Here is a 26464-nt window from a genome sequence, read left to right as displayed (position 1 = left end):
GTCCCGCGCCGCCCCCGTCCCGCCCCGCGCGACAGCAGCCCACCACACCGCGCACAGAACGGCGCCCGCCCTCCGGATGGAGAGCGGGCGCCGTTCGTCGTCAGGGGTCGTCAGTGACCAGCAGGCACGTACGCGGCCTGACCGGCCTGCACGATGCGCTCGGCCTCGGCAGCGTCGCCCCAGCCCTCGGCCTTGACCCACTTGTTCGGCTCGAGGTCCTTGTAGCGCTCGAAGAAGTGCGCGATCTCGGCCTTCGTCTGCTCCGGCACGTCCGAGATGTCCTGGATGTGTGCCCAGCGCGGGTCCTTGGCGGGGACGACGAGGACCTTCTCGTCGTTGCCGGCCTCGTCGCTCATCTTGAAGACGCCGACGGGGCGGACCTTGACGCCGACGCCGGGGAACGTCGGGAACTCGAGCAGCAGCAGCGCGTCCACGGGGTCACCGTCGTCGGCCAGGGTCTTCTCGAAGAACCCGTAGTCGGTGGGGTAGACGAACGAGGTGAACAGCACGCGGTCGAGGTAGACGCGACCGGTCTCGTGGTCCACCTCGTACTTGTTGCGGCTGCCCTTGGGGATCTCGACGACGACGTCGTACGCGGCCATGTTGCGCTCCTGTGTCTGCTTCGGGGACTGTCGTGTGTTGCGAAAGCGCGGCTAACGTTACCGGGTGAACTCTCCGCGTCCCCGGCTCGACCCCGCCGTCGCCGAGACCCGCCTGGCGGTCCGCGACCTGCTCGCCGCAGCCGTCGACGACGGTGTGGTCGCCGCAGGCGACCTGGTCCTCGTCGCACTGAGCGGCGGACCGGACTCCCTCGCCCTGGCGGCGGCCACCGCGTTCGAAGCGGGCAAGCAGGGTCTGCGGGCCGGGGCAGTGGTCGTCGACCACGCGCTCCAGGCGGGCTCCGAGGCGGTCGCGAGCCGCGCCTCCCGGCAGGCATCTGAGCTGGGACTCGACCCGGTGACGGTCCGCAGGGTCACGGTCGGCTCCGACGGTGGCCCGGAAGGCGCCGCCCGGGAGGCCCGCCACGCGTCGATCGCCGAGGTCGCGGTCGCCACCGGGTCACCCCTCGTGCTGCTGGGCCACACCCTGGACGACCAGGCCGAGACGGTGCTGCTCGGCCTGCTGCGCGGCAGCGGGCCGGACAGCCTGTCCGGCATGAAGCCGCTCGCCCGACGCGACGGCGGCCCGGCGTACGGCCGGCCCCTCCTGTCGGTCCGGCGCCACGCGACCCGGCAGGCGTGCGCCGCAGCGGGGCTCGCGCCGTGGCACGACCCGCAGAACGACGACCCCGCGTACGCGCGGGTGCGGGTGCGGAACACCCTGCTGCCGGTGCTCGAACGGGAGCTCGGTGCCGGGGTGCCCGAGGCCCTGGCCCGCACGGCCGACCAGCTGCGCGAGGACTCCGCGGCCCTCGACCACTTCGCCGAGGAGATCGCCGAGGACATCGCCGAGCACTCCGAGGCGGGCATCTCGCTGTCGGTGCGGGCGCTCGGGGCGAACCCGCCGGCGCTCCGGCAGCGACTCGTGCGCCTGGCGGTGGAGAGCGAGTTCGGGGTGACGCTGTCGCGCGTGCAGACGCTCGAGGTCTGCCGGCTGGTCACGGACTGGAGCGGACAGGGCCCGATCGACCTGCCGGGCGTCCGTGCCACGCGGACCGGCGACCGCATCGAGTTCAGCGCCGGTTAGGCTGGCGTGGTGGAACTCTCCGACGTCCAGGCAGACCTGTCCGAAGTGCTCTTCACCCCCGAGCAGATCGACGAGAAGCTCGCCGAGCTCGCGGCGGTCGTCGACGCCGACTACGCGGGCCGCGACCCGCTGCTCGTCGGGGTGCTCAAGGGTGCCGTCATGGTGATGGCGGACTTCTCGCGCCACCTCAAGATGCAGGCGCGGATGGACTGGATGGCGGTGTCGTCGTACGGCTCCGGCACGAAGTCGTCCGGTGTGGTGCGGATCCTCAAGGACCTGGACACCGACCTGCACGGCCGCGACGTCCTGATCGTCGAGGACATCATCGACTCCGGTCTGACCCTGTCGTGGCTCAAGCAGAACCTGCAGTCCCGTGGTGCCGCGAGCGTCGAGATCGTCGCCCTGCTGCGCAAGCCCGAGGCCGCCAAGGTCGAGGTCGACGTGAAGTACGTGGGCTTCGACATCCCCGACGCGTTCGTGGTCGGCTACGGCCTGGACTACGACGAGCGCTACCGCAACCTGCGCGGCGTCGGCGTCCTCGCTCCGCACGTCTACTCCTGACGGGCGGCCCGCCGCGCTCGGGTCGCACTCGGCCGACTCTGGCCCGGGGGTGAGTTCGCCCGCAGAGGACACCCATTCTCGCCACAGAATCGCGGCCGTATGCTGACCTGCACGCAACTTCGGCAGAGAAAGGTGTCGGGCACTCGCGCCCGGATCACATGAACTTCAAGCGCATCTTCCGCGGCCCGTACCTCTACGTGCTGATCGCGCTGGCGGGCATCTTCATCGGCTGGAGCGTCATCAGCCAGGGCAGCACGCAAGAGATCGACACCCAGAAGGGTCTCGAGCAGCTCTCCGATGACAAGGTCTCGTCCGCGACCATCAACTCCACCGAGCAGCGGGTCGACCTCGTCCTGAAGGACGGCGACAAGCAGGAGCAGTTCTACTACTCCACGCCCCGCGGCGAAGAAGTGGTGCAGGCGGTCAACGACGCCAACCTGCCCGACGGCTACAACGACCGTGTCGCCCAGGGCAACTGGTTCCTGTCGCTGCTCGGCATCCTGCTGCCGTTCCTGATCATCGGTGCCCTGTTCTGGTTCCTGCTCTCGAGCGCCCAGGGCGGCGGCTCGAAGGTCATGCAGTTCGGCAAGTCGAAGGCCAAGATCAACAACAAGGAGAACCCGCAGGTGTCGTTCGCCGACGTCGCGGGTGCCGACGAGGCGATCGAGGAACTGCACGAGATCAAGGAGTTCCTCAAGGAGCCCGCGAAGTTCCAGGCCGTCGGGGCGAAGATCCCGAAGGGCGTGCTGCTCTACGGCCCTCCCGGAACCGGCAAGACCCTGCTCGCCCGCGCCGTCGCGGGTGAAGCCGGCGTGCCGTTCTACTCGATCTCCGGTTCGGACTTCGTCGAGATGTTCGTCGGTGTCGGTGCGAGCCGTGTCCGTGACCTCTTCGAGCAGGCCAAGGCAAACTCGCCGGCCATCGTCTTCATCGACGAGATCGACGCCGTCGGTCGTCACCGTGGTGCCGGCATCGGCGGTGGCAACGACGAGCGCGAGCAGACCCTGAACCAGCTCCTGGTCGAGATGGACGGCTTCGACGGCAAGACGAACGTCATCCTCATCGCCGCGACGAACCGTCCCGACGTGCTCGACCCCGCGCTCCTGCGTCCGGGCCGCTTCGACCGCCAGATCGGCGTCGACGCCCCGGGTCTCGCCGGCCGCAAGCAGATCCTCGAGGTGCACGCGAAGGGCAAGCCGCTCGCCGCGAGCGTCGACCTCGAGCTGCTCGCCCGCAAGACGCCGGGCTTCACCGGTGCCGACCTGGCGAACGTCCTGAACGAGGCGGCCCTGCTGACCGCCCGCTCGAACGCGCAGCTCATCGACAACCGTGCCCTCGACGAGGCCGTCGACCGCGTGATGGCCGGCCCGCAGCGCCGGACCCGGATCATGTCCGACCAGGAACGCCTGATCACCGCGTACCACGAGGGCGGCCACGCCCTGGCGGCAGCGGCGATGCGGCACACCGACCCGGTCACGAAGATCACGATCCTGCCCCGCGGCCGTGCCCTCGGCTACACGATGGTGCTCCCGCTCGAGGACAAGTACTCGGTCACCCGCAACGAGCTCCTCGACCAGCTCACCTACGCCATGGGTGGTCGCGTCGCCGAGGAGATCGTGTTCCACGACCCCACCACCGGCGCCTCGAACGACATCGAGAAGGCCACCGGCACCGCCCGCAAGATGGTCACCGAGTACGGCATGAGCCAGGCCGTCGGGTCCGTCAAGCTCGGGTCCGGCTCGAGCGAGCCGTTCGTCGGCCGTGACATGAGCGGTGGCACCGGTCGCGACTACTCGGAGACCATCGCCCAGACGGTCGACGCCGAGACCCGCGCCCTGCTCGAGGCCGCGCACGACGAGGCCTACCAGGTGCTCAACGACAACCGCGACATCCTCGACCGCCTGGCCGGCGAGCTCCTCGAGAAGGAGACGCTCGACGCCCCGGAGCTCGTGGAGATCTTCAAGGACGTCCGCAAGCTGCCGGAGCGCCCGCAGTGGCTCTCCAGCGACAAGCGCCCGGTCAGCCACCTTCCCGCGATCGACGTGCCCGGCAAGGCCGCCTCGACCGCAGCGGACCCGTCGGACTCCGAGTCGACCTCGAAGACCCGTCGTCGCCCGTTCGGCAACCCGGGTATCGCCCCCGCGTAGGCCGGCATGACCGAGCTGCCGACGCGACGAGAGCGTCGACTCGCCGAGGTGAGTCGTGCCCGCGCCGCCGCCGCCGAACCGGCGACGGTCGCGATCGACCTCCGTGCACCCCAGCCGGTGCCGGAGGTCGTGACCGGCCGTCGCCGTGACCGCGGTGGCCCGGCCGAGGAACGCACCCGGGTGCTCGGCATCCTCAACGTCACCCCCGACTCGTTCAGCGACGGCGGGCTGCACCAGGCCTACGACGCCGCCGTGCAGCACGCACGTGACCTCGTCGCAGCCGGTGCGGACGTCATCGACGTCGGTGGGGAGTCCACCCGCCCCGGCTCCGAGCGCGTGCCCGTGCCGGTCGAGCAGGAACGTGTGCTGCCGGTCGTGCAGCAGCTCGTCGCCGAGGGCATCCCGGTCAGCGTCGACACCATGAACGCCGCGACGGCCGAACGTGCCGTCGACCTCGGTGCCGCGATCGTCAACGACGTCTCGGGCGGGCTCGCCGACCCGGACATGGCCCGGGTCGTGGCGTCGACGGGGGTCGGCTTCGTCGTCATGCACTGGCGCGGCCACAGCGACCGGATGTACCGCAACGCCGAGTACACCCACGCGGTCGAAGAGGTCCGGCGCGAGGTCGAACTCCGGGTCGCCGAACTCATCGTGCTCGGTGTCCGGCAGGAGCAGGTCGTGATCGACCCGGGCCTCGGCTTCGCCAAGCACGGCGTGCAGAACTGGGAGATCCTGGCCGGCTACGAGCGTTTCGCCTCGATCGGTCTGCCGGTGCTCGTCGCCGCCTCACGCAAGCGGTTCCTCGACGGTGTCGGGAGCCCCGAGGGTGCTCCGCCCAGGGAGCGCGACCTCGCCACCGCCGCCATCAGCCTGCTCGCCGCAGAACGCGGCGCGTGGGGTGTGCGCGTGCACGACCCGGCACCGACCCGTGCCATGCTCGACGTCTGGGACGCCTGGAGGGCAGCTCGATCGTGAACGACACCATCCGACTCACCGGGGTCCGCGCCCGCGGACACCACGGCGTCTTCGACCACGAGCGCGAGGACGGCCAGGACTTCGTCGTCGACGTCGCCGTGGAGCTCGACGCCCGTGCCGCCTCGGGCAGCGACGACCTCGACGCCACCGTGCACTACGGCGTCCTCGCCGAGCAGGTCGTGGCCGAGATCGAGCGCGACCCGGTCGACCTGATCGAGACGCTGGCCGAACGCATCGCCGCGGCCGTGCTCACCCACCGTGCCGCACTGGCGACGGAGGTCACGGTGCACAAGCCGCAGGCCCCGATCACCGTGCCGTTCACCGACGTCTCGATCACCATCCGGCGCACCCGCGGCGCCACGGTGCCGGACGAGGAAGAAGAATGACCCACCGGGTCGTCGTCGCTCTCGGAGCGAACCTCGGCGACCGGGGGAGCACGCTCCGCGCCGCAGCCACCGCGATCGCCGCCCTGCCCGGGGTCGAGCCCGTGGCCTCGAGCCGCGAGGTCGAGTCGGTCGCCGTGACCCTCGACGGCCTCGACACGTCGAAGCCCCGCTACCGGAACGCCGTCGTGGTCGTCGACACCGACCTCGAGCCACAGGCCTTCCTCGATGCCCTGCACGGCATCGAGGATGCCCACGGCCGCACGCGCGAGGTCCGGTGGGGCGACCGCACCCTGGACCTCGACATCGTCGCGGTGGACGACCTGCGGATCGCCACGGACACCCTGGTCGTGCCGCACCCCCGGGCAGCGGAGCGCGCGTTCGTGCTCGCCCCGTGGCTCGACGCCGACCCCGAGGCCGTCCTGCCCGGTGCCGGACCGGTGGCCGACCTGCTCACCGCCGTGGGGGACGACACCGAGCGCGTCGACGAGCCGCGCCTGTTCGCGGAACCGGCACGGGCCTCCCGGCCGGCGGGGAGCGCGACCAGCGCATGAAGCCCACCCGTGCCTCCACGCTGATCAGCATCGCCGTCGTGACGGTGGTCGCCGGTTTCGCGGTCGACGCCGTCCTGGCGTCGCGCCAGCTGCCGACCTTCCTGTTCTCGATCCCGCTCGGCATCACGCTCGCCTTCATCGGCGTCGCCGTCGTGCTCATGGCGCGCCCGGTGCGCCGGCACGCGCGCGACGGCGCCGGACGCCAGCGGCCGGTCGACCCGCTCTACGCGACACGGGTCGTCGTGCTCGCGAAGGCGTCCAGCATCTGCGGCACGCTGCTCGGCGGGTTCGCCCTCGGCCTCGTGCTGTACCTGCTGACCCGTTCCGCGACGCCTTCGCTAGGCTCGACCCTGCCGAACGTGATCGCCGTCGGGGGCGGGATCGTCCTGACGGTCTGCGCACTCGTGGCGGAGCGCATGTGCATCGCACCTCCGGGTGACGACGACGACCGTGACGATCCCCGCAACGGTTCGACGACGGTGAACTGACCGAGCAACCCCAGGAGGCCCGCGATGCCGCGTGAACGACTCGACGAGCCCGGCCTCGGCCTCGGTGGGATCGCCTGGCAGCGGGTGTCCGCGAAGCTCGTGTGGACCGAACTCATCACCACGCTCGTGATCGGTGTCGTGCTCACCGCGGGCTGCGTGCTCATCGGGATCGTCACCGACGGCTTCGGTTCCGGGGCCGGCACCGTGTGGCTCACCATCGGCATCGTCGTCGCGGTCACCACGGCGATCACCGCCGCGCTGACGCCCCGACGGGTCCGAGCCATCGGCTACGCGCTCCGCGACGACGACCTGGTCGTGCGCCGTGGCCTCATGTGGCAGCGGTTCACGGCGGTCCCGTACGGCCGGATGCAGCTCGTCGACGTCGCCCGGGGCCCGCTCGACCGGGTGCTCGGCATGAGCGAGCTGAAGTTCGTCACCGCCGCGGCCGCGACGAACGTCCGGATCCCGGGTGTCCCGGCATCGGACGCCGACGAGCTGCGCGACCGCCTCGTCGAGCTCGCCGAGTCCCGTCGCGCCGGTCTGTAGGGATCGTCCGTGACCTTCCGACCGGGCACCCCGCCACCCGCTCCACCCGCGCCGCCCACCCGGGGCAACGCGGCCGCCGCGGCGCCCCTGACCGACGGCGAGTGGCACCGCCTGCACCCGCTCACCCCGCTGCTCAAGGGCGGGATCTTCCTCATCGTCATCCTCGGCTACGTGCTGAACAGCCTGCGCGACCAGCTCGTCGAGTTCTTCATCCCGGGCGAGCAGCAGGAGGACGGTGACCCGGTCCGGTACGTGTACGAGCACGGCGTCGTCGGCTGGGTCCTGCTCGGCATCGTGGTGCTGCTCGTGGTGCTGATCGGCTTGTTCTACCTGTCCTGGCGCATGCACGAGTTCCGCGTCACCGGCGAGATCGTCGAGGTGCGCTCGGGGGTGCTGTTCCGGAACCACCGCAAGGCCCGGCTCGACCGGATCCAGGGCATCAACATCCAGCGGCCGCTCGTGCCCCGGGTGTTCGGCACCGCCAAGCTCGAGATCGCGCAGGCCGGCAACGACGCCAACGTGCAGCTCGCCTACCTCGGGGCCCGTGCCGCCGACGACCTGCGGCAGCGGATCCTGGTGCTCGCGTCCGGCGCGAAGTACGACGACGGCCACGGCGGTCCGTCGCGGCAGTCGCACGGAGCACTGCAGGACCGCGTCGACGAGATGTTCTCGCCCGAGCTCGACCCGGCAGCCGTGCACGCGACCCGCATCGTCAAGGTGCGCCCGGGTCGGCTCATCGCGTCGATGCTGCTGTCCGGCACGACGCTGTTCCTGCTGCTCGTCATCGCCGGCATGATCGTCAGCGTTGCCCTCACCGGCGAGTTCGCGGTGCTGTTCGGGCTGTTCCCCGCCGTGCTCGGTGCCGGTGGCTACTACGTCCGCAAGTTCTCCCGTTCGCTGCAGTACACGATCGCCGAGACCCGCGACGGCATCCGGATCGGCTTCGGGCTGGTCTCGACGTCGAACGAGACGCTGCCGCCCGGCCGCATCCACGCCGTCAGCGTCGCGCAGCCGCTGCTGTGGCGTCCGTTCGGCTGGTGGGACATCCGCATCAACCGTGCGACGAGCGCCGGCAACGGGGCGTCGAGCAACCAGCAGGTGTCCTCGATCGTGCTGCCCGTGGGCACCACGGCGGACGTCCGCGAGGTCCTCGACATCATCCTGCCCGGGCTCGTCGGCACCGTCGTCGCCGGTCCCGAGGCGTCGCAGGAAGCCCTGCGAGAAGGGGCTGCCGAAGCCGTGGACGTCGTCGACGACAGCCTCACCACCTCGGGCGACCGTGGCGGCTTCGTGCACTCCCCACGACGCGGCGCCTGGCTCCGTCCGTTCGCGTTCCGGCGCAACGGCTACCGGTTCGTGCAGGGCGCGGTGCTGCTGCGGCTCGGTGCCGTGTGGCGGTCGCTCGTCATCGTGCCGCTGCCCCGGGTGCAGAGCGTCAAGGTCGAGCAGGGTCCCCTCGAGCGTGCCCTGCGGCTCGCAGCCGTCCACGTCCACACCGTGGCCGGTCCGGTCTCGGCCCGCGTCGGTGCGCTCGACGCGCGTGACGCGCAGCGCCTGTGGTCGGAGACGACGCAGCGTGCCGTCGAGGCGGCTGCGGTCGACACGACGCACCGCTGGCGCGAACGGGAGGCCCGTCCCGCGGCCGCCAGGCACGCTGCGGCCGACACCGTGCCCGGGTCCGGAGCCCCTGCCGGACCGACAGCGGACCACCGGCCGGGCGCCGTCCCCGCCGGCTGGGGCGACGTCCCCCCGACCGGAGCCGCACGATGAGGGCCGGGCGCCTCGGGGTCGGCATCGTCGGCGCCGGACGGGTCGGACCCGTCCTCGGAGCGGCCCTGGCGAACGCGGAGCACGCCGTCGTCGGGGTGACCGCCGTGTCCGACGAGAGCCGTGACCGCGCCGAGGCGATGCTGCCGGGCGCCCCGGTGCTCGCGACGCCGGACCTGGTCGAGCGGAGCGAACTCGTGCTGCTCGCGGTGCCGGACGACCAGCTCGCCTCGCTCGTGCAGGGGCTGGCGGACGCCGGGATCTGGCAGCCGGGGCAGCTCGTCGTGCACACCAGTCCGGACCACGGCGTCGGCATCCTCGCCCCGGCGATGGCAGCCGGTGCGATCCCGCTGGCGATCCACCCCGCCATGGCCTTCACGGGCACGAGCGTCGACCTGTCCCGGCTGCGCGACGCGTACTGCGCGGTGACCGCCCCGGCGCCCGTCCTGCCGATCGCGCAGGCGCTGGTGGTCGAGATGGGGGCCGAACCGTTCGTCGTGGCCGAGGGCGACCGGCCCGCGTACGCCGATGCGGTGCGGGCCGCCGTGAGCTTCTCGACCGCGATCGTCGACCAGTCGGCGGGCACCCTGTCCGGCATCGGCGTCGAACACCCGGGTCGTGTCCTCGGTGCGCTCGTCCGCTCCGCCGTCGACAACGCGCTGACCGCCGCCGACGGGCAGTCGACGCTCTAGCGGTTCGGAGGCGGGACCGCGGCGCGGGGAGGACGTCGGGGCCGGGTGGAAGTCGGGGCCGGGCGCTCGAGTGGTCACGACTCCCCGCTCAGTTCGCCCGAGTGGTCACGACCTGTCGGTTGCCCGTGCTCAAACCGACAGATCGTGACCGGTGGGCGTGGTGCGGGCGGGGAGTTGTGACCGCGGTCTCGGCTCCTGTTTCGGCGAGCTCGGCGACTCCGGGTGGTCACGACTCCCCGCTCAGTTCCGCCGAGTGGTCACGACCTGTCGGCTGCGCGTGCTCGAACCGACAGATCGTGACCGGTGGGGGTGGTGCGGGCGGGGTGTTGTGACCGCAGTCTCGCCTCCTGTTTCGGTGAGCTCGGCGACTCCGGGTGGTCACGACTCCCCGCTCAGTTCGCCCGAGCGGTCGTGAAGTGTCGGTTGCGCATGCTCGAGCCGACGGGTTGTGACCGGTGGGCGTGGTGCGGGCGGGGTGTTGCGACCGCGGTCTCGGCTCCTGTTTCGGCGGGCTCGGCGACTCCGGGTGGTCACGACTCCCCGCTCAGTTCGCCCGAGCGGTCGTGAAGTGTCGGTTGCCCGTGCTCGAGCCGACGGATCGTGACCGGTCGGCGTGGTGCGGGCGGGGTGTTGTGACCGCGGTCTCGGCTCCGGCAGCCTGGCAGCCCCGCCGTCCGGCAGCCCGTGGTGGTCGGGACCCACCGCTCAGTTCTGCCGAGGAGGCGGGAACTGTCGGCCGGGCGGGCACGGTTCGGGGGCGGGGCCGCGGCGCGGGTAGCATTTCCCCCGACCCCCACGACCATCGGAGCCGCACCCGCATGACCGACGAGACCGTCACCCCCGACACCGCGATCGCCGACGCCGCCGCACTGGCCGAGCAGGAGACCAGCGAGCAGCGACAGGTCCGGCTCGACAAGCGGGCGAAGCTGCTGGAGTCGGGCATCGAGGCGTACCCCGCCGAGCTCCCCATCACCACGACGATCCCGGCCGTGCGCGAGCAGTACGCGCACCTGGAGACCGGCGAGGAGACCCAGGACGTCGTGGGCATCGCGGGTCGTGTGGTGTTCTCGCGCAACACCGGCAAGCTCTGCTTCGCGTCCCTGCAGTCGGGCGACGGCTCGCGCATCCAGGCGATGGTCTCCCTGGCCGAGGTGGGCGACGAGTCCCTCGCCCGCTGGAAGGAGTTCGTCGACCTGGGCGACCACGTGTTCGTGCACGGCCGCGTGATCTCCTCGCGCCGCGGCGAGCTGTCGATCATGGTCGACGACTGGGCGATCGCGGCGAAGGCGATCCTGCCGCTGCCGAACCTGCACAACGAGCTCAACGAGGAGACGCGGGTCCGCCAGCGCTACCTCGACCTCATCGTCCGCGACGAGGCCCGCGCCACCGTGCGTGCCCGCGCTGCCGTGATGGCCTCGCTCCGCCAGACCTTCACCGCGCACGAGTACCTCGAGGTCGAGACCCCGATGCTGCAGACCCAGCACGGCGGCGCCTCGGCCCGACCGTTCGTCACGCACTCGAACGCCTTCGACACCGAGCTGTTCCTGCGCATCGCACCCGAGCTGTTCCTGAAGCGCGCCGTCGTCGGTGGCATCGACCGGGTGTTCGAGATCAACCGGAACTTCCGGAACGAGGGCGCCGACTCGTCGCACTCGCCCGAGTTCGCGATGGTCGAGGCGTACCAGGCGTACGGCAACTACGAGCAGATGGCCGACCTGACGCAGGAGCTCGTGCAGAACGCGACCCGCGCGGTCACCGGTGGTGCGCTCGAGGTCACCCTGCCCGACGGCAGCACCTACGACCTGGGTGGCGAGTGGCCCCGCATCGACATGTACGGCTCGCTGTCCGAGGCCGCGGGGCGCGAGATCACTCCGGAGACCCCGCTGTCCGAGCTGCAGGCGCTCGCCGAGGCCGAGGGCGTCGAGGTCGCCCACGCCACGCACGGCAAGTACGTCGAGGAGCTCTGGGAGCACTTCGTCATCGACTCGCTCGACCGCCCGACCTTCGTGATGAACTTCCCGGTCGACACCTCGCCGCTCACCCGGCAGCACCGAACCCGTCCGGGCGTCGTCGAGAAGTGGGACCTGTACGTCCGCGGCTTCGAGCTCGGCACGGCGTACTCCGAGCTCGTCGACCCGGTCGTGCAGCGGGAGCGGTTCGTCGAGCAGGCGAAGCTCGCGGCCGGCGGTGACCTCGAGGCCATGCGCGTCGACGAGGACTTCCTGCGGGCCCTGGAACACGCGATGCCCCCGTCGGGCGGCATGGGCATGGGGATCGACCGCCTGCTCATGGCCATCACGGGCCTGGGCATCCGCGAGACGATCCTGTTCCCGCTGGTCAAGGGCGCTGGAGCTTAGGGCAGCGCGCCAGCGCTGCGCGACGCCAGCCCCGGACGAGCTTGCGAGTCCGGTCGGAACAGATAGTCGGGGTACGATGCTCGGGTGCCTGAAGGAGTCGTAAGCGGGATCGTCTTCGCCCTGACGCCGACCATCGTCGTCGGCCTGATCTTCTGGTTCGTGATGCGCGCGATCATGCGTGCCGACCGGACCGAGCGTGCCGCGTACGCGAAGGTCGAGGCCGAAGAGCGCGCCCGCTTCGAACGTGAGCACGGTCGCCCTGCGCCGACTCCGACGTCGGCCGAGTAGTCGCAGCCGCAGCACCCTGCACCGCGCGCTGCCCGGCGCGCACGTCCCCGCGCTGACTTCACCCGGCGTTCACCGCGCGGTGTGACGCTGTCGCGCATGCCGACCTTCCCGGAACCCGTCGAGGACCTCGACGACCTCGACGTGGAGGACGCCTTCGGGCACCCGGTGTCCGGCACGTCCGGCCTGCCTGACGGTGCCGATCGAACCGACCGCGGAGCCGACGGCGCACCCCTCGACGACGAGGGCGACGTCGACGACCTCGACGTCTGAGCGCCGACGGACCGTCACGCACCGTTCACCTCGCCGACGCGTGCCGGGGTGAGCATCGTCCGCATGGCAACCACCGCACATCCCTTCACGGGCCGCAGCCTCGTCGGTGACATCGAGAGCGAGTACGACGAGTTCGACCGAGACGCAGACCTCGAGGTCTCCAAGCGCCGGGACGGGTGGCTCGAACCCTCCTGGTGACCCCCACCCATTCGGTATTCGGGGTACGACGACCAGATCGCACTGATCCGGTCGGACGTACCCCTTTTGCATGTCCGGAGTACGCAGTCGCCTGGGGTACACGATCGGAAACGCTGGTGAAACACGCCTGCAACGCCGGAAACACGGCGTTATCCGCTTGATCCAGGGCCGATTGGGGGACCAGACTGGCGGTGGGCTGTACCCCGCGGGGGACGCTTTCGATGACGAAGCACGGAGAACCCTGAGAATCGCTCCGAACGATTTGTGGGGTACACCTCCGGGCCGCTTTACTCATCAGCACCCCCCGGCAACGCCCCACGAAGCCATCACCGTCGAACGCAGGGAGAAACACCATGACGATCGCAACGGCTGCACCCAGCACCACCCGCCGCACCGCCACCAAGAAGGCATCGGCATCGAAGACCGCGACCGCCGAGTCCGCCACCACCTCCCTCGACACCGAGGTCGAGGCCGACGAGCAGCTCGCCGGTGTCCGCGGTGCCTCGGTCGACCAGGTCGGCGACTACCTCCGTCACATCGGCCGTCTCTCGCTCCTCACCGCCGAGGAAGAAGCGCAGATCGCACGCCGCATCGAGGTCGGGCTCTTCGCCGAAGAGAAGCTCGCCACCGAGAAGGGTCTCGCGAAGACCCTGCAGCGTGAACTCCGCTGGCTCGTCCGTGACGGTGAGCGCGCCAAGGAGCGCATGATCACCTCGAACCTCCGCCTCGTCGTGAGCATCGCCAAGCGGTACTCGCAGCGCGGCCTGCCCTTCATGGACGTCATCCAGGAAGGCAACCTCGGCCTGGTCCGTGCGGTCGAGAAGTTCGACTTCACGCAGGGCTACAAGTTCTCGACCTACGCCACCTGGTGGATCCGCCAGGCCATCTCGCGTGGTCTCGCCGACAAGGCACGCACGATCCGCATCCCGGTGCACACCGTCGAGCTCATCAACAAGATCTCGCGCACCGAGCGTGACCTGACCGTCGACCTCGGCCGTGCGCCGATGCCGGAAGAGGTCGCCGCTGAACTCAGCATGAGCGTCGAGGAACTCGTCGACCTCAAGGGCCGCTCGCACGAGCCGGTCTCGATCCACACCGTGGTCGGCGACTCCGACGACAGCGAGCTCGGTGACTTCATCGAGGACGAGGACGCCGCGAGCCCGAACGAGCTCACCGAGACGACGCTGCTGCACCGCGACATCCGCTCCATCGTCGCCGAGCTGCCCAGCGACGAGGCGAACGTCATCCGCATGCGCTACGGCCTGGACGACGACAAGCCGATGACCCTCGACGAGATCTCGAAGATCGTCCACACGACCCGTCAGGCCGTCAGCCGCGTGGAGTCGCGCGCGAAGCTGCGTCTGTTCGCCAAGGCGGTCTCGCAGGACATGCAGCTGTACCTGACCGACTAGGTCAGTGGACTTCGGCCGGCACGTTCACCCGTGCCGGCGCGGGGAAACCGGGTCGTTCTGTGGGAAGACGATCCGGTGGGGTGATGGGACGGCCCGCTCGAGCACTGCTCGAGCGGGCCATTCACGTTCCCGGGGCAGGACCAGGGCCAGGACCAGGCCCAGGACCAGGACCAGGACCGGGCCCAGGACCGGGGTCAGGGCCAGCGCCGACGCGGCGTCAGTCGTCGATCTCGCGCCGGAGCTTCTGCCGCAGGTCGCTCGGGATGAGTTCGACCAGCTGGTCGGGCCGCACCGGCAGGTCGAGCAGGCTGAGCTTCACACGTCCGGTCCGCCCGTGCCGCTCGGCGTCCAGGCGCACCACGCTTCCGGCGTCCTTGCGGAGCCGCATGTCGATCTGCGCCCCGGTGGCCACCTCGCCGACCACGAGCCCGTCGACCTCGAGCGCTGCGCTCCTGGTGCCCTCGGCGATGTCGAACCGGTAGCGCTCCCGCGCGGCGAGCACCACGGAGCGGTCGATCCCGGCCATCGGCGCGACCGGCGTCACCACGGAGCCGGACAGCGCGGGGGAGAGCACCGGCCCACCGGCGGCGTAGTTGTACGCGGTGGAGCCGGCGGGTGTCGCGGCCACGATGGCGTCGGCCCGGTAGTACCCGTAGCCGAGGCCCCCGACGCTGAGGTCGGCCGAGACCTGCCCGGCGCCGGGCCGCCGCACGATGGTCAGGTCGTTGAACGCCAGGTAGTCGGTGCGGGCGCCGCCCCAGGACAACCGGGCCTCGAGCGCGTGGTGCGGCTCGAGCTGGTACTCGCCGGCGGATAGCCGTTCCAGCGCGCTCTCGAGCTCGGGCGGCTCGATCTCGACCAGGAACCCGACGTTGCCGTAGTTCACGCCGAGGACGGGCACCGGGCGCTTCGCCACGAGCCGCATCGCGCCGAGCATGGTGCCGTCACCGCCGAGGGCCACGACCAGGTCGACGCGGTCGGTGAAGTCGTCGTCGTCGACCACGTCGACCCCGCCGCCGATGCGCTGGGCGTCCGCGCGCCGGGCGAGCAGCTCGCCCTGGCCGGACGCGTTCCAGCGCTGCAGGGTCGTCACGGACTCCTGCACGTTCTTGGTCGGGTGGACGACGAGGCCGACGACGGGCTGCTCCATGAGCGGATCGTACCGAGCGGACCTCCGATGCGGGCTGGTCGTTCGCAGAGGTATGCGATATTCCGAATACATGCAGACCGCTCAACTCTCCGTCGCCCTCCCTTCCGTCCGGCACGGCCGCGAGATCGTGCTGCTCGCCGACCTCGAATCCCACGAGTCCGGCTTCGGCTTCGTCGACGCCGAACACCTGCTGCTGGCAGCCGTCACGCTCTGCGCCGGCATGCCCCGCTTCCGGCCCGTCCTCGACGCCCACCGGATCACCCCCGAAGCCGTCCGCTCCGGCATCCGCGCCTTCGTCGGCGCACACAGCACCTGCCCCGGCGAACACGACCGTGTCGCGTGCACGCCCGCTGCGATGCGCGTGCTCGCCCGCGCCGCGACGATCGCCGGGCGTTCGGAGCGCATCCGACCGCCGCACGTCGTCCTCGCCGTGCTCGACTCGGTCGACGATCCGCTCGCCGGATCCGGGCACGACGTCCTCGACGCCCTCGGCGTCGACGCGCGCCGCTTCCGACGCGACCTGCGTCGTGCGGTGCGGCGCTCCTGACCCAGCGCAACCGACAAGCGGACCGGAGGCCCGTGGCGATCCCGCCACGGGCCTCTCCCACCGGCACGGCCGAACCGCCGCTGGCGCGTCGGTCCGGTACCGGCGGCGGGGCCCAGTCCGTCTCGTCCGTCTCGTCGTTCGCTCACTGCGCACAAGACGCACCCTGGTCACGCCCACGGCGAACAGGGGCAGCCCCCGGGGGGAGCGCTGGTTACTCTCGAAGTACTTGGCCGGACTCACACGAGACCGGCACAGCGTCGGCTCCGCTCATCAGGGGCCAAGGGAGAGCACATGTTCGAGAGATTCACCGACCGGGCCCGTCGTGTTGTCGTCCTCGCTCAAGAAGAAGCGAAGATGCTCAACCACAACTACATCGGCACCGAGCACATCCTCCTCGGCCTCATCCATGAGGGCGAGGGCGTCGCCGCCAAGGCGCTGGAGTCGCTGGGCATCTCGCTCGACGCCGTGCGCGAGCAGGTCCAGGACATCATCGGGCAGGGCCAGCAGCAGCCGACCGGGCACATCCCGTTCACGCCGCGCGCCAAGAAGGTGCTCGAGCTGTCCCTGCGCGAGGCGCTGCAGCTCGGCCACAACTACATCGGCACGGAGCACATCCTGCTCGGCCTGATCCGCGAGGGCGAGGGTGTCGCAGCCCAGGTCCTCGTGAAGCTCGGCGCCGACCTGAACCGGGTGCGCCAGCAGGTCATCCAGCTCCTGTCCGGCTACCAGGGCAAGGAAGCGGTCGCCGTCGGCGGCGAGCAGCAGCAGAACGCGCAGCAGGGTTCGCAGGTCCTCGACCAGTTCGGTCGGAACCTCACCCAGGCCGCGCGTGACGGCAAGCTCGACCCCGTCATCGGGCGCGAGAAGGAGATGGAGCGGGTCATGCAGATCCTCTCCCGCCGCTCCAAGAACAACCCCGTCCTGATCGGTGAGCCCGGCGTCGGCAAGACCGCCGTGGTCGAGGGCCTCGCCCAGGCGATCGTCAAGGGCGACGTGCCCGAGACGCTGAAGGACAAGCAGCTCTACTCGCTCGACCTCGGGTCGCTCATCGCCGGGTCCCGCTACCGCGGTGACTTCGAGGAGCGCCTGAAGAAGGTCACGAAGGAGATCCGCACCCGCGGCGACATCATCGTCTTCATCGACGAGATCCACACGCTCGTCGGTGCCGGTGCAGCCGAGGGTGCGATCGACGCGGCCTCGATCCTCAAGCCGCTCCTCGCCCGAGGTGAGCTCCAGACCATCGGTGCCACCACGCTCGACGAGTACCGCAAGCACTTCGAGAAGGACGCCGCACTCGAGCGTCGCTTCCAGCCGGTGCAGGTCAACGAGCCGTCGCTGCCCCACGCGATCAACATCCTCAAGGGTCTGCGCGACAAGTACGAGGCGTTCCACAAGGTGTCCATCACCGACGGTGCGATCGTCGCCGCGGCGAACCTGGCGGACCGCTACGTGCAGGACCGCTTCCTGCCGGACAAGGCCATCGACCTGATCGATGAGGCCGGCGCTCGACTGCGTCTGTCGATCCTGTCGGCGCCGCCGGAGCTCCGCGAGTTCGACGAGAAGATCTCGACGGTCCGTGGGTCGAAGGAAGCCGCCATCGAGGAGCAGGACTTCGAGAAGGCCGCGAGCCTGCGCGACGAGGAGAAGAAGCTCCTCGGCGAGCGTCTCCGCCTCGAGAAGCAGTGGCGTGCGGGTGACGTCGCCGCGTCCGGCACCGTCGACGAGGGCATCATCGCCGAGGTCCTGGCCCAGGCCACGGGCATCCCGGTGTTCAAGCTCACCGAAGAGGAGACCTCGCGTCTCGTCTTCATGGAGAAGGCACTGCACGAGCGCGTCATCGGTCAGGAAGAAGCCATCTCGGCCCTGTCCAAGACCATCCGCCGTACCCGTGCCGGCCTGAAGGACCCGAACCGTCCCTCCGGCTCGTTCATCTTCGCCGGCCCCACGGGCGTCGGGAAGACCGAGCTCGCCAAGGCCCTCGCCGAGTTCCTGTTCGACGACGAGGGTGCGCTGATCTCCCTCGACATGTCGGAGTTCGGTGAGAAGCACACCGTGTCCCGCCTGTTCGGTGCCCCTCCCGGGTTCGTCGGGTTCGAGGAGGGCGGCCAACTCACCGAGAAGGTGCGCCGCAAGCCGTTCTCCGTGGTCCTGTTCGACGAGATCGAGAAGGCCCACCCGGACATCTTCAACTCGCTGCTGCAGGTGCTCGAGGAAGGCCGTCTCACCGACGGTCAGGGCCGCGTGGTCGACTTCAAGAACACCGTCATCATCATGACCACGAACCTCGGTTCGCAGGGCATCGCCGGTGGCCCGGTGGGCTTCCAGGTCGAGGGTGACTCGGCCGTCGGCTACGACCGCATGCGCGGCAAGGTCAACGAGGAGCTCAAGAAGCACTTCAAGCCCGAGTTCCTGAACCGTGTCGACGACACGATCGTGTTCCCGCAGCTGTCGCAGCCCGAGCTGCTGCAGATCGTGGACCTGTTCGTGAAGCGTCTGGCCGACCGCCTGCTCGACCGCGACATGACCGTCGAGCTCACGCTGCCGGCCAAGGAGCAGCTCATCAAGGTCGGGTTCGACCCGTCCCTTGGTGCACGGCCCCTGCGTCGCGCGATGCAGCACGAGGTCGAGGACCAGCTGTCCGAGCACATCCTGCAGGGTGAGCTCAACGCCGGTGACCACGTGAAGGTCGACTTCGTCGACGGTGCGTTCCACTTCGAGACCGGGCGTCAGCCGGGCCGCGAAGAGGTCCTCGCCGGTGCAGCCGCGGTCGAGGCCGCGACCGACACGCCCCAGGGCGAGATCGAGTCCTAGGACCTGACACCCCACGGACAGGAGGCTCGGTGCCAGCTGGCACCGGGCCTCCTGTCCGTTCTCGGGTCGCGTTCAGATCCCGCATCGCCGATCTGCGCGTCCTTCCGGCCACGGACCCCCGTCCGGGGGTACTGTGATGACAACGCGCGAGACGTTCCCCCCAACTCCTCGCGCGTCGCGCTCGATCGGTTCCCCCCAACGGATCGAGACGCAGCCGGCCCCGGTCTGTTCGCAGACCGGGGCCGTTGCACGTCCGGGGGTGGTGCCGGTCGGCGGTGCGGGCGGGTGCCCGCGGCGTCAGGCGGCGTCAGGCAGCTGTGCGGCGAAGTCGCGGACGGCGCGCTCCCAGCGCTCCGGGTCCTCGTTCCACTCGAGCGTGTGCGGTGCCGTGCGGAACGTGACCGTGGTGGCGCCCTGCCGCGCGGCGTCGGCGACGTCGTCGGCCGCGACCAGGGCGTCGGCCTCGGAATGGATCAGCAGCGTCGGCGTCGACGAGTCCTGCCACGTGGTCGTCGTCACGGGGGTCGGGGCCCCGGCGAGCCGTGACAGCACGTTCGTGGTCGCGATGCGGGCGGCGACCGTGCCGACGAACGCGGGCAGGTGCGCGCCACGGACGGCCCCGCGGAGTGCCGAGGTGACGTCGAGCAGGGGTGAGACGGCCACGATTCCGTCGACGTCGACGCGTGCGGCGGCGACGGAGCAGGCGAGCGCGCCGGCGGACCAGCCCTGCAGCACGACGCGCTGTGCACCACGGGCTCGGGCGGCGCGGACGGCGGCGACGATGCGGTCCGCTGCACCGGCGTCGAGGGAGCGGAGCGGGAGGTCGGTGGTGTCGACGACCTCGGACGAGGCGCCGAGCGCACGCCAGACCCCGACACCGCGCAGGACCTGGCGCGGGCCGAGGGACTGCCCGTGCACGTGGACCACGTGGGTCGTGGCGGCCTCGGGCTCGGTGCCGGGCACGTCGTCCGGTCCGTCGTACCGCAGGGCGTCCCAGGCCCACTCACCGGTCGCCACGGGGGCGGTGAAGCTGCGGCGCACGGTGTCACCGTCGCTGCCGGCCCCGGTCTCCGTGCTCGCGGTGGTGATCGCGCCGACCTGCACCCGGGTGTCGTCGCGCTGCAGGTCGTAGGTGCCCGGCAGGCGGGTGTCGCGGGTGGCGGTCAGCTCGACCTCGGTGTCGGTGGCGCTGCGGACCGTGGCGGTCGCCGTGTACGGCGTCGGGAACAGCAGCCGTCGTGCGACGAAGGCGCCGAGTCCGAGCGTGCCGACCGCTCCTGCCGCGGTGCCGAGTGCCGTGATACGTGCGCCGGTCATGTGATCTCCCTGAGTCGTGCCGTGGTGAGCGTCGCAGCGGCCGGAACGTCCTGCCCGGCCTCGCGCGCGCGGTCTTCGATCTCGACGGACAGTCGGTGCTGCCGACTCCGCCACTGGCGACGCTGCCACACGATCGTGAAGTAGAGCCCGGTGTTGCCCGATGCCGTCTCGAGTCGCCGGAGCTCCGGTTCGAGCACGCGGAACCGGCGTCGGGCGGCCCGCCAGTCGCGGAACTCCCGTGCGGCATCGGGCAGGACGCCGCCGGCCGCGCCGATCGCGAGCAGGACCATCGAGCCGAGGAACACCGGGGTGTAGAGCTTCGACAGGACCCCGACCGCACCGTCCGCGCCGGCGACGTGCACGGCGTCGAGGGCGATCGCGATGCCGGCGAGCAGCACGAGGCCGGCGGCACCGACGACGAAGAGCCGGTACAGGCGGCCGAGCCCGTCACCGCTCCGGAACCCGCGCAGCACGGCGACGGCCGACCGGGCGATCACGATGGCGATGTAGGTCATCTCCACCGCCGAGTACAGCGCGGTCGGCAGCTGGTCACCGTAGGCCACCATGAACTGCGCCGTCGGGGTCGGTGCGTCGATGAGGCTGAACAGCACGACCAGGGCGACGAGCACGAGCACGCAGCCGATGATGCGGCTGGCGCGCAGGAGCTTGGCGGATCGTGCCGCGGCCTCGACCGACTGCGCGAGGGCGAACATGCCGCACACCATCAGACAGCGGCCGATCAGGTCGGCGATGTTGGGCACGTGCGTCACACCGGCGAGGAACGTCGTGACGTCGGGCTGGTTGATCGTGAGTCCGACGGCGACGCAGCTGCAGCAGACCATCAGCCAGGTGACGCTGGCCGACTGGGTGCGCACCAGGAGCAGCCGGGCGACCAGCACCGCCAGGATGAGCCAGACCGGGATCGACCCCCAGACGTGCAGCGTCACCGCGTCACCGGAAGATCCCGGGCTGGCCCTCGGGGTCGAGCAGCCCGATCCGCAGCGCGAGCTGGTCGGCGACGAGTTCGACGGCCTGCTCGTGCGGGGTGTCGAGCGAGCGGGTGAACGCCGTCCGGCCGCTGAGCAGCCCCGTGTACGCCTGGTGGTCGCAGCCGGTGTCGTCCATGAACACGTGGGCGAGCTCGTGCAGCACGCACGCCACCCGGGAGCGCTCGGACAGCCCGGGGCGGGTCTCGAGCAGGGCGTGGTCGGCGCGCTGGATCAGCCGCGCGGACAGGTCGCCCGGCAGCTCCGTGGTGCGCACGTGGATCGGCTTGCCGAGCGCCGCCTCGGCGCGGGCGGTCAGCTCCGGCAGGGACAGCCGACGGGGGAGCCCGAGGCGCTGCACGCGGCGACGGGCCTCGGTCTGCCGACGCAGGGCGTCGAAGCGGTCGCGGTAGCCGCTCACGGGGCGCCGCCCGACTCGTCCAGGCGACGCAGGTGGTCGGTGAAGTCGCGGATCTCGTCCGCCGAGGCGAACTCGCCCAGACGCCGGGTCGCGAACGCCACGACCTCGCGCTTGCGGAGTTCGAGCACGAGCTCCAGCTGCGCCTGCACCCGCTCCGGCACGTCCGTGTTGCCGGCCGCGTCGGTCAGGTACTCCGCCGGGACGCCGAAGTAGGTCGCCAGGGCCGCCAGGAGTCGCTGGTCGCGGACGGCCGGACCGTTGCCGCCGAGCATGTAGCCCCAGCGCGGTCGACTCATCGACGCACCCTGCGCCTCGATCTCGGCGGCGATCTCCTTGTACGGGGGTCGCTGGCCCGAGTTGGCCTCGACGACGTCCATCAGGAGCTGCAGTTTGCGCGACAGTTCCCGACGGTGTGCGTCGTCGTCGTTGTACTCGATCACGTGTCCCCACTCTCACATCTGTCTCAGACATGATAAAACTGATCCAGCGCATCGGCCGGTGTCACCACTCTGCCAGGCTCGCGCTCGCTCGTCAGGTCGGCATTTCGATGGGGGGATGCCGAACGGGGGACGAACGAACGGGAGGCGCGGTGCCAGCTGGCACCGCGCCTCCCGTCCGTCGTGTGGTGCGGACTACGCCTGCACGTCGCCGCGCCAGCCCGGCTGGGTCGGTGCGTTCTCGACGCGTTCCTTGTAGTTCTGCAGGTCCTTCTTGACGGCGTGGCCACCGACGCCCACGGCGGAGCCGAGCTTCTCGAGGATGCCGGAGGGCTCCCAGTCGATCTGCACGGTGACGCGGGTCTCGGCGTCGGAGAGCTTGTGGAAGGTGACGACACCGGCGTGGTCGGTCTCGCCGTCCTTCACGGTCCAGGCGACACGCTCGTCGGGGTGCTGCTCCGTGATGAGGGCCCGGAACTCGCGCTCCTGGCCGGCGATCTTCACGGTCCAGTCGGTGGTCTTGTCGTCCACCTGGACGATCTTCTCGACCTCGTCGAGGAAGTGCGGGAACTCCTCGAAACGGGTCCACTGGTCGTAGGCCTGGCGGACGGGGACGTTGACGTCGACGGTTTCGATGATCTGAGGCATGCACCGGACGGTAGGCCGATCGACCTGGGCGGCACTCAGCAGGGCTGTCCCCCTGCGACCCCGGTAGTGTGAGGCGGATGACAGAGCACGGCAAGCACGCGTTCCACGAGCGCGACGACCACGGGATCCTCGTGCGTCCGGCGCTCGCCTCGGACGTCCCGCACATCCAGCGGCTCATCGCCCCCTACGTCGACCGGCGCATCCTGCTCGGCAAGGAGAACGTCGCCCTGTACGGCTCGATCCAGCAGTTCCGGATCGCCGAAGGGCCCGACGGCACCCCCATCGGGTGCGGCGCGCTCGCCGTCTTCTGGGACGACATCGCCGAGGTGCGCACCCTCGCCCTCGACGAGCAGTGGATCCACAAGCGCGTCGGGCACCGGATGCTCGAGGCCCTCGAGCACGACGCCCGCGAACTCGGCGTCGCCCGGATCTTCTGCCTGACCTTCGAGGTCGACTTCTTCGCGAAGCACGGGTACCTGGAGATCGGCGAGAGCGTCGTCTCACCGGACGTCTACGCCGAACTGGTCCGCTCGTCGGACGAAGGGGTCGCCGAGTTCCTCGACCTCGCACGGGTCAAGCCGAACACCCTCGGCAACACCCGCATGCTGAAGAACCTCTGACGCTTTCCCGTGCCGCCCGGCGGGGTGGCCGGGTGCAGCACGCGCCGTTGTCTACCCTGTGCGCATGTCGTCGTTGCGTCACCCCGTCGGGCCCGAGAAGCCGGTCGTCTACTGGCGCCGCCGGGCGCTCGTGCTCGGGGCGCTGCTGGTCGTCGTCCTGGTGGTCGTGCTCATCGTCGTCGGGCGGGGGAGCGGGGCCACGTCGGCGGCGCCGAGTGCGTCGGCCTCTGCTGGTGCAGGGTCCGCTGCCGGTGCATCGTCCGACGGGTCCACGGCCGGTTCCGGGTCCTCGCGGTCCGCTGCGCCGAAGCCGTCGGCTTCCGCCTCGGCTTCTGCGTCGAAGCCCGCTGCCGCCGACGGCTCGACCTGCACGAAGGACCAGATCGTCCTGACCCCCGTGCTCGACAAGTCGGCCTACGGCCCCACCGAGGACCCGAAGATCGCGATGTCGATCAAGAACTCCGGCACGAACTCCTGCCACCTGGACCTCGGATCGGCGCAGCAGGTGCTGACGATCAGCTCCGGCCAGGAGCAGTACTGGTCGTCGAAGGACTGCCAGACCGGCGGCACGAACCAGGACGTCACGATCAAGTCCGGTCAGACGCTCACGACCCCGGCGATCGCCTGGGACCGGACCCGCTCGTCCACGTCGACGTGTGACTCGTCACGGCCGGCGGTCACCGCGGGAGGGGCGAGCTACCACCTGCAGGTCGCCGTCGGGAATCTCGAGTCGAAGAGCTCGGTGCAGTTCATCCTGCAGTAGGCGGCGGCGGCGGGTTCGCGGTTCGCGGTACGCGGTACGCGGTTCCGATCCGTTCCGCACAACCGAAGTGCATTCGCGCCAGGCGCTCGCGTGGTTCGGCGTGGCTTTGGTTGTGCGAGATGCCGAGCAGCGCGCCAGGAACAGCAACAGGCCCCGTCGTCCGAAGACGACGGGGCCTGTTCAAGCTGATGTGATCAGCCGAGGACGGTGATGTTCTCCGCCTGCGGGCCCTTGCGGCCCTCGGTGATGTCGAACTCCACCTTCTGGTTCTCCTCGAGCGACTTGTAGCCGTTGCCAGCAATCGCAGAGAAGTGCGCGAAGACGTCAGCGCTGCCGTCGTCCGGGGCGATGAAGCCGAAGCCCTTTTCGTTGTTGAACCACTTGACGGTACCGGTAGATGCCATGATGGCGTTTCCTTAGCTTTCTTGCTTCCGCCAAGGTGCAGATGCACCGACGGAGACCCCGACGTACGTCGACGGGGGTAATGCGCCACGCGGGCAGGTGCCGGCGGGACGGGTTCGGGGTCAGGCCTGTCGGCCAGTGACCCTGGGGCCCGGGTTGAGGGGCAAACCACCTCGCCCGGACGTTGAGCGCCGCCGAAGCGGTCCCATCAGGCTAGCGTGCTCTGGGCCGACTGGCTACCCGTGCGTCACGGAACGACGAAAATCTGGTGGAATTGAGCTGATGGCAGACAAGGAACAGCGCTTCCGGAGCGAACAGCTCGAGGAAGCCCTCGCGAAGCAGGACGTCGCTGCTGTGGCGTTCGCGCTCCGCCACGACATCGTGATCGTCCCCCGACTCGTCACCGGCAAGAAGGACATGCAGGTGCGGGTGTTCGGCCGTGAGGGGTCGGACAAGCGCATCCTGCTGCTGTTCTCGTCGGCGGACGCCTACACGGCGATGGTGCCGGACGAGAAGATCCGGCAGGTCATGGTCTACGACGGGCCGCGGCTCGAGGAGTTCCTGGCCGCCCACCTCGACATGCTCGAGGGCGTGTTCTTCGACATCGCCGGCCCGCACACCATGCAGGCCGCGCCGGCGGACCTGCTGGCCGCTTTGCGCGCGTAGCGCCTCAGAACGCGCGGTCGAGCTCGCGTTCGCGCGGCGACTGCGTCATCGAGAACGCCACACGCAGGGCTTCGCGCAGGTGCCCGGAGTCCGAGCCGAGCACCGTCGTGAACCCGAGGCGGGTGGCCTCGTTCACGCGCTGCTTCGTGCCCGTGGCCGGACGGATCTCGCCGGCGAGGCTGATCTCGCCGACGGCCGCGAGCGTGTGCGGGTACGGACGGTCACGTGCGGCGCTCGCGAGGGCCAGTGCGATCGCCAGGTCGGCGCCGGGCTCCGTGAGCTTCATGCCGCCCACCGTGGACACGTAGACGTCGGCGTCGGACAGCTTGAGGCCGGCGCGGCGTTCGAGCACCGCGAGCAGCATCGCCACGCGTGACGCGTCGACACCGTTCACGACCCGGCGTGGCTGCGGCGCCGAGCTCGGGACGATGAGGGCCTGCACCTCGACCGGCAGCGCTCGGCGCCCCTCGAGTGCGACGGTGACGCACGTGCCGGACACCGGGGTGGCGTTCTTCGACATGAAGAGGCCGCTCGGGTCCGGGACCTCGTGGATGCCGTCGCCACCCATGTCGAAGCACCCGACCTCGTCGGTGGGGCCGAAGCGGTTCTTGAGCGCCCGGACGAAGCGCAGCGCGGTCTGCCGGTCGCCCTCGAAGTGGCAGACGACGTCGACCAGGTGCTCCAGGAGCCGCGGGCCGGCGATCGTGCCGTCCTTCGTGACGTGCCCGACGATGAGGACGGGCAGGGCGCGGTCCTTCGCGATGCGGATCAGGGTCGAGGCGACCTCGCGCACCTGGGACGTGCCGCCCGCGATGCCGTCGATCGAGCTCGACGAGATGGTCTGCACGGAGTCGGCGATGAGCAGGTCGGGCTGGACCTGGTCGATCTGGCCGATGATGACGCCGAGGTCGACCTCGCTCGCCAGGTACAGGTCGTCGTGCATCGCCCCGGTGCGTTCGGCACGGAGTCGGACCTGGTCGACGGACTCTTCGGCGCTGACGTAGAGGACGCGCTTGCCCGAGGCTGCGGCTCGCGAAGCGACCTCGAGCAGGAGGGTCGACTTGCCGACACCCGGCTCGCCGCTCAGCAGGACCGCGGCGCCCGGCACCACGCCGCCGCCGAGGACGCGGTCGAACTCGCCGATGCCGGTCTGCCAGCGCTGCACGGAGGTGCCGCGGGCTTCGGTGATCGGTCGCGCGGCCCGGGCGCCGGTGACGGCAACAGCCGAGGTACCCCGGGTGCTCGCCGACGCCGCAGAGCTGTCTTCGACGGTGCCCCAGGTCTGGCACTCACCGCACCGGCCGACCCACTTGATGCTGGTCCAGCCGCACTCGGTGCAACGGTAGAGGGACTGCGGGCGCGCCATGTCGTC

General features: G+C 70.5%; 29 protein-coding genes. 20 read left to right on the top strand and 9 right to left on the bottom strand.

Features of this window, described 5'->3' with window-relative positions:
* Positions 1-110 precede the first annotated feature (110 nt).
* A complete protein-coding gene (locus DEJ00_RS12480) occupies positions 111-602 on the bottom strand; it encodes an inorganic diphosphatase (RefSeq protein WP_111040210.1) in 492 nt (163 codons plus the stop codon).
* Between the two features lie 64 nt (positions 603-666).
* Here DEJ00_RS12480 and tilS point away from each other — a divergent pair, with 64 nt between their 5' ends.
* From tilS to DEJ00_RS12410, 15 genes are all read left to right on the top strand, one after another.
* Complete coding sequence (gene tilS, locus DEJ00_RS12475) at positions 667-1686, top strand: tRNA lysidine(34) synthetase TilS (RefSeq protein ID WP_111057563.1); 1020 nt, start codon at positions 667-669, stop codon at positions 1684-1686.
* 9 nt (positions 1687-1695) lie between these two features.
* Positions 1696-2247, top strand: a complete 552-nt coding sequence (gene hpt, locus DEJ00_RS12470) for a hypoxanthine phosphoribosyltransferase (RefSeq protein WP_017887686.1) — start codon at positions 1696-1698, stop codon at positions 2245-2247.
* A gap of 158 nt (positions 2248-2405) precedes the next feature.
* The gene (gene ftsH / locus DEJ00_RS12465) at positions 2406-4394 is read left to right on the top strand and encodes an ATP-dependent zinc metalloprotease FtsH (protein WP_111057562.1); all 1989 of its coding nucleotides are present in this window, start codon (positions 2406-2408) and stop codon (positions 4392-4394) included.
* A 6-nt stretch (positions 4395-4400) separates the two neighbouring features.
* The gene (gene folP / locus DEJ00_RS12460) at positions 4401-5369 is read left to right on the top strand and encodes a dihydropteroate synthase (RefSeq protein WP_181440177.1); all 969 of its coding nucleotides are present in this window, start codon (positions 4401-4403) and stop codon (positions 5367-5369) included.
* Positions 5366-5755, top strand: coding sequence for a dihydroneopterin aldolase (gene folB / locus DEJ00_RS12455; RefSeq protein ID WP_027467059.1), 390 nt, complete (start codon positions 5366-5368; stop codon positions 5753-5755). The genes folP and folB overlap by 4 nt, the downstream gene beginning before the upstream one ends.
* Positions 5752-6306 (top strand): 2-amino-4-hydroxy-6-hydroxymethyldihydropteridine diphosphokinase, encoded by a 555-nt coding sequence (gene folK, locus DEJ00_RS12450; protein ID WP_111057561.1) that lies wholly within the window; start codon positions 5752-5754, stop codon positions 6304-6306. Before folB ends, folK begins: the two co-directional genes overlap by 4 nt.
* On the top strand, positions 6303-6794 hold the full coding sequence (locus tag DEJ00_RS12445) for a DUF3180 domain-containing protein (protein ID WP_027467060.1): 492 nt from the start codon (positions 6303-6305) through the stop codon (positions 6792-6794). Before folK ends, DEJ00_RS12445 begins: the two co-directional genes overlap by 4 nt.
* Before the next feature lie 24 nt (positions 6795-6818).
* On the top strand, positions 6819-7340 hold the full coding sequence (locus DEJ00_RS12440; protein WP_111057560.1) for a PH domain-containing protein: 522 nt from the start codon (positions 6819-6821) through the stop codon (positions 7338-7340).
* Positions 7341-7349: 9 nt separating this feature from the next.
* Entirely contained in the window at positions 7350-9110 is a 1761-nt protein-coding gene (locus DEJ00_RS12435) for a PH domain-containing protein (RefSeq protein ID WP_111057559.1), read from the top strand.
* Positions 9107-9799 (top strand): Rossmann-like and DUF2520 domain-containing protein, encoded by a 693-nt coding sequence (locus DEJ00_RS12430; protein ID WP_035809347.1) that lies wholly within the window; start codon positions 9107-9109, stop codon positions 9797-9799. Before DEJ00_RS12435 ends, DEJ00_RS12430 begins: the two co-directional genes overlap by 4 nt.
* Before the next feature lie 818 nt (positions 9800-10617).
* Positions 10618-12156, top strand: coding sequence for a lysine--tRNA ligase (lysS, locus tag DEJ00_RS12425; RefSeq protein WP_111057558.1), 1539 nt, complete (start codon positions 10618-10620; stop codon positions 12154-12156).
* An 84-nt stretch (positions 12157-12240) separates the two neighbouring features.
* Positions 12241-12444 (top strand): hypothetical protein, encoded by a 204-nt coding sequence (locus DEJ00_RS12420; RefSeq protein ID WP_111057557.1) that lies wholly within the window; start codon positions 12241-12243, stop codon positions 12442-12444.
* Positions 12445-12540: 96 nt separating this feature from the next.
* The gene (locus tag DEJ00_RS18565) at positions 12541-12714 is read left to right on the top strand and encodes a hypothetical protein (RefSeq protein WP_155896920.1); all 174 of its coding nucleotides are present in this window, start codon (positions 12541-12543) and stop codon (positions 12712-12714) included.
* Between the two features lie 63 nt (positions 12715-12777).
* Positions 12778-12912 carry a hypothetical protein gene (locus DEJ00_RS18815; RefSeq protein ID WP_258320880.1) on the top strand — a complete coding sequence of 45 codons (135 nt, stop codon included), beginning with the start codon at positions 12778-12780 and terminating at the stop codon, positions 12910-12912.
* A gap of 353 nt (positions 12913-13265) precedes the next feature.
* On the top strand, positions 13266-14324 hold the full coding sequence (locus DEJ00_RS12410) for a sigma-70 family RNA polymerase sigma factor (RefSeq protein ID WP_035809350.1): 1059 nt from the start codon (positions 13266-13268) through the stop codon (positions 14322-14324).
* Between the two features lie 217 nt (positions 14325-14541).
* Here the strand turns inward: DEJ00_RS12410 and DEJ00_RS12400 are convergent, their stop codons facing one another.
* Positions 14542-15474, bottom strand: a complete 933-nt coding sequence (locus DEJ00_RS12400) for an NAD(+)/NADH kinase (protein WP_027467066.1) — start codon at positions 15472-15474, stop codon at positions 14542-14544.
* A 70-nt stretch (positions 15475-15544) separates the two neighbouring features.
* Between DEJ00_RS12400 and DEJ00_RS12395 the strand changes: the two genes are divergently transcribed.
* Together DEJ00_RS12395 and DEJ00_RS12390 are read left to right on the top strand one after the other, a co-directional pair.
* A complete protein-coding gene (locus DEJ00_RS12395; RefSeq protein ID WP_181440176.1) occupies positions 15545-16021 on the top strand; it encodes a Clp protease N-terminal domain-containing protein in 477 nt (158 codons plus the stop codon).
* Between the two features lie 291 nt (positions 16022-16312).
* Complete coding sequence (locus tag DEJ00_RS12390) at positions 16313-18832, top strand: ATP-dependent Clp protease ATP-binding subunit (protein ID WP_027467068.1); 2520 nt, start codon at positions 16313-16315, stop codon at positions 18830-18832.
* A 297-nt stretch (positions 18833-19129) separates the two neighbouring features.
* On the opposite strand, the gene DEJ00_RS12385 is transcribed toward DEJ00_RS12390, so the two are convergent.
* The 5 genes from DEJ00_RS12385 to DEJ00_RS12365 all read right to left on the bottom strand — a co-directional run bounded on the left by DEJ00_RS12385 (position 19130) and on the right by DEJ00_RS12365 (position 22641).
* The gene (locus DEJ00_RS12385) at positions 19130-20149 is read right to left on the bottom strand and encodes a hypothetical protein (protein WP_111057555.1); all 1020 of its coding nucleotides are present in this window, start codon (positions 20147-20149) and stop codon (positions 19130-19132) included.
* Positions 20146-21096 (bottom strand): hypothetical protein, encoded by a 951-nt coding sequence (locus DEJ00_RS12380; protein WP_111057554.1) that lies wholly within the window; start codon positions 21094-21096, stop codon positions 20146-20148. Before DEJ00_RS12380 ends, DEJ00_RS12385 begins: the two co-directional genes overlap by 4 nt.
* 4 nt (positions 21097-21100) lie before the next feature.
* Positions 21101-21556, bottom strand: a complete 456-nt coding sequence (locus tag DEJ00_RS12375) for a hypothetical protein (RefSeq protein ID WP_111057553.1) — start codon at positions 21554-21556, stop codon at positions 21101-21103.
* On the bottom strand, positions 21553-21996 hold the full coding sequence (locus tag DEJ00_RS12370) for a hypothetical protein (protein ID WP_111057552.1): 444 nt from the start codon (positions 21994-21996) through the stop codon (positions 21553-21555). The genes DEJ00_RS12375 and DEJ00_RS12370 overlap by 4 nt, the downstream gene beginning before the upstream one ends.
* A gap of 192 nt (positions 21997-22188) precedes the next feature.
* A complete protein-coding gene (locus DEJ00_RS12365) occupies positions 22189-22641 on the bottom strand; it encodes an SRPBCC family protein (protein ID WP_027467072.1) in 453 nt (150 codons plus the stop codon).
* Positions 22642-22718: 77 nt separating this feature from the next.
* Between DEJ00_RS12365 and DEJ00_RS12360 the strand changes: the two genes are divergently transcribed.
* A complete protein-coding gene (locus tag DEJ00_RS12360) occupies positions 22719-23261 on the top strand; it encodes an amino-acid N-acetyltransferase (protein WP_071245253.1) in 543 nt (180 codons plus the stop codon).
* A 64-nt stretch (positions 23262-23325) separates the two neighbouring features.
* Entirely contained in the window at positions 23326-24024 is a 699-nt protein-coding gene (locus DEJ00_RS12355; RefSeq protein ID WP_111057551.1) for a hypothetical protein, read from the top strand.
* A 194-nt stretch (positions 24025-24218) separates the two neighbouring features.
* Here DEJ00_RS12355 and DEJ00_RS12350 read toward each other — a convergent pair whose 3' ends face one another.
* Complete coding sequence (locus DEJ00_RS12350) at positions 24219-24428, bottom strand: cold-shock protein (RefSeq protein ID WP_017887662.1); 210 nt, start codon at positions 24426-24428, stop codon at positions 24219-24221.
* A 280-nt stretch (positions 24429-24708) separates the two neighbouring features.
* Between DEJ00_RS12350 and DEJ00_RS12345 the strand changes: the two genes are divergently transcribed.
* Positions 24709-25092 (top strand): SseB family protein, encoded by a 384-nt coding sequence (locus tag DEJ00_RS12345; protein ID WP_017887661.1) that lies wholly within the window; start codon positions 24709-24711, stop codon positions 25090-25092.
* A 4-nt stretch (positions 25093-25096) separates the two neighbouring features.
* On the opposite strand, the gene radA is transcribed toward DEJ00_RS12345, so the two are convergent.
* Positions 25097-26458 carry a DNA repair protein RadA gene (gene radA, locus DEJ00_RS12340; protein ID WP_027467076.1) on the bottom strand — a complete coding sequence of 454 codons (1362 nt, stop codon included), beginning with the start codon at positions 26456-26458 and terminating at the stop codon, positions 25097-25099.
* Between the last annotated feature and the right edge of the window lie 6 nt (positions 26459-26464).

Origin of the sequence: Curtobacterium sp. MCLR17_039 (genome assembly GCF_003234745.1) — a bacterium.
Taxonomy (GTDB): Bacteria; Actinomycetota; Actinomycetes; order Actinomycetales; family Microbacteriaceae; genus Curtobacterium; species Curtobacterium flaccumfaciens.
This window is presented reverse-complemented; position numbering and strand designations above follow the sequence as displayed.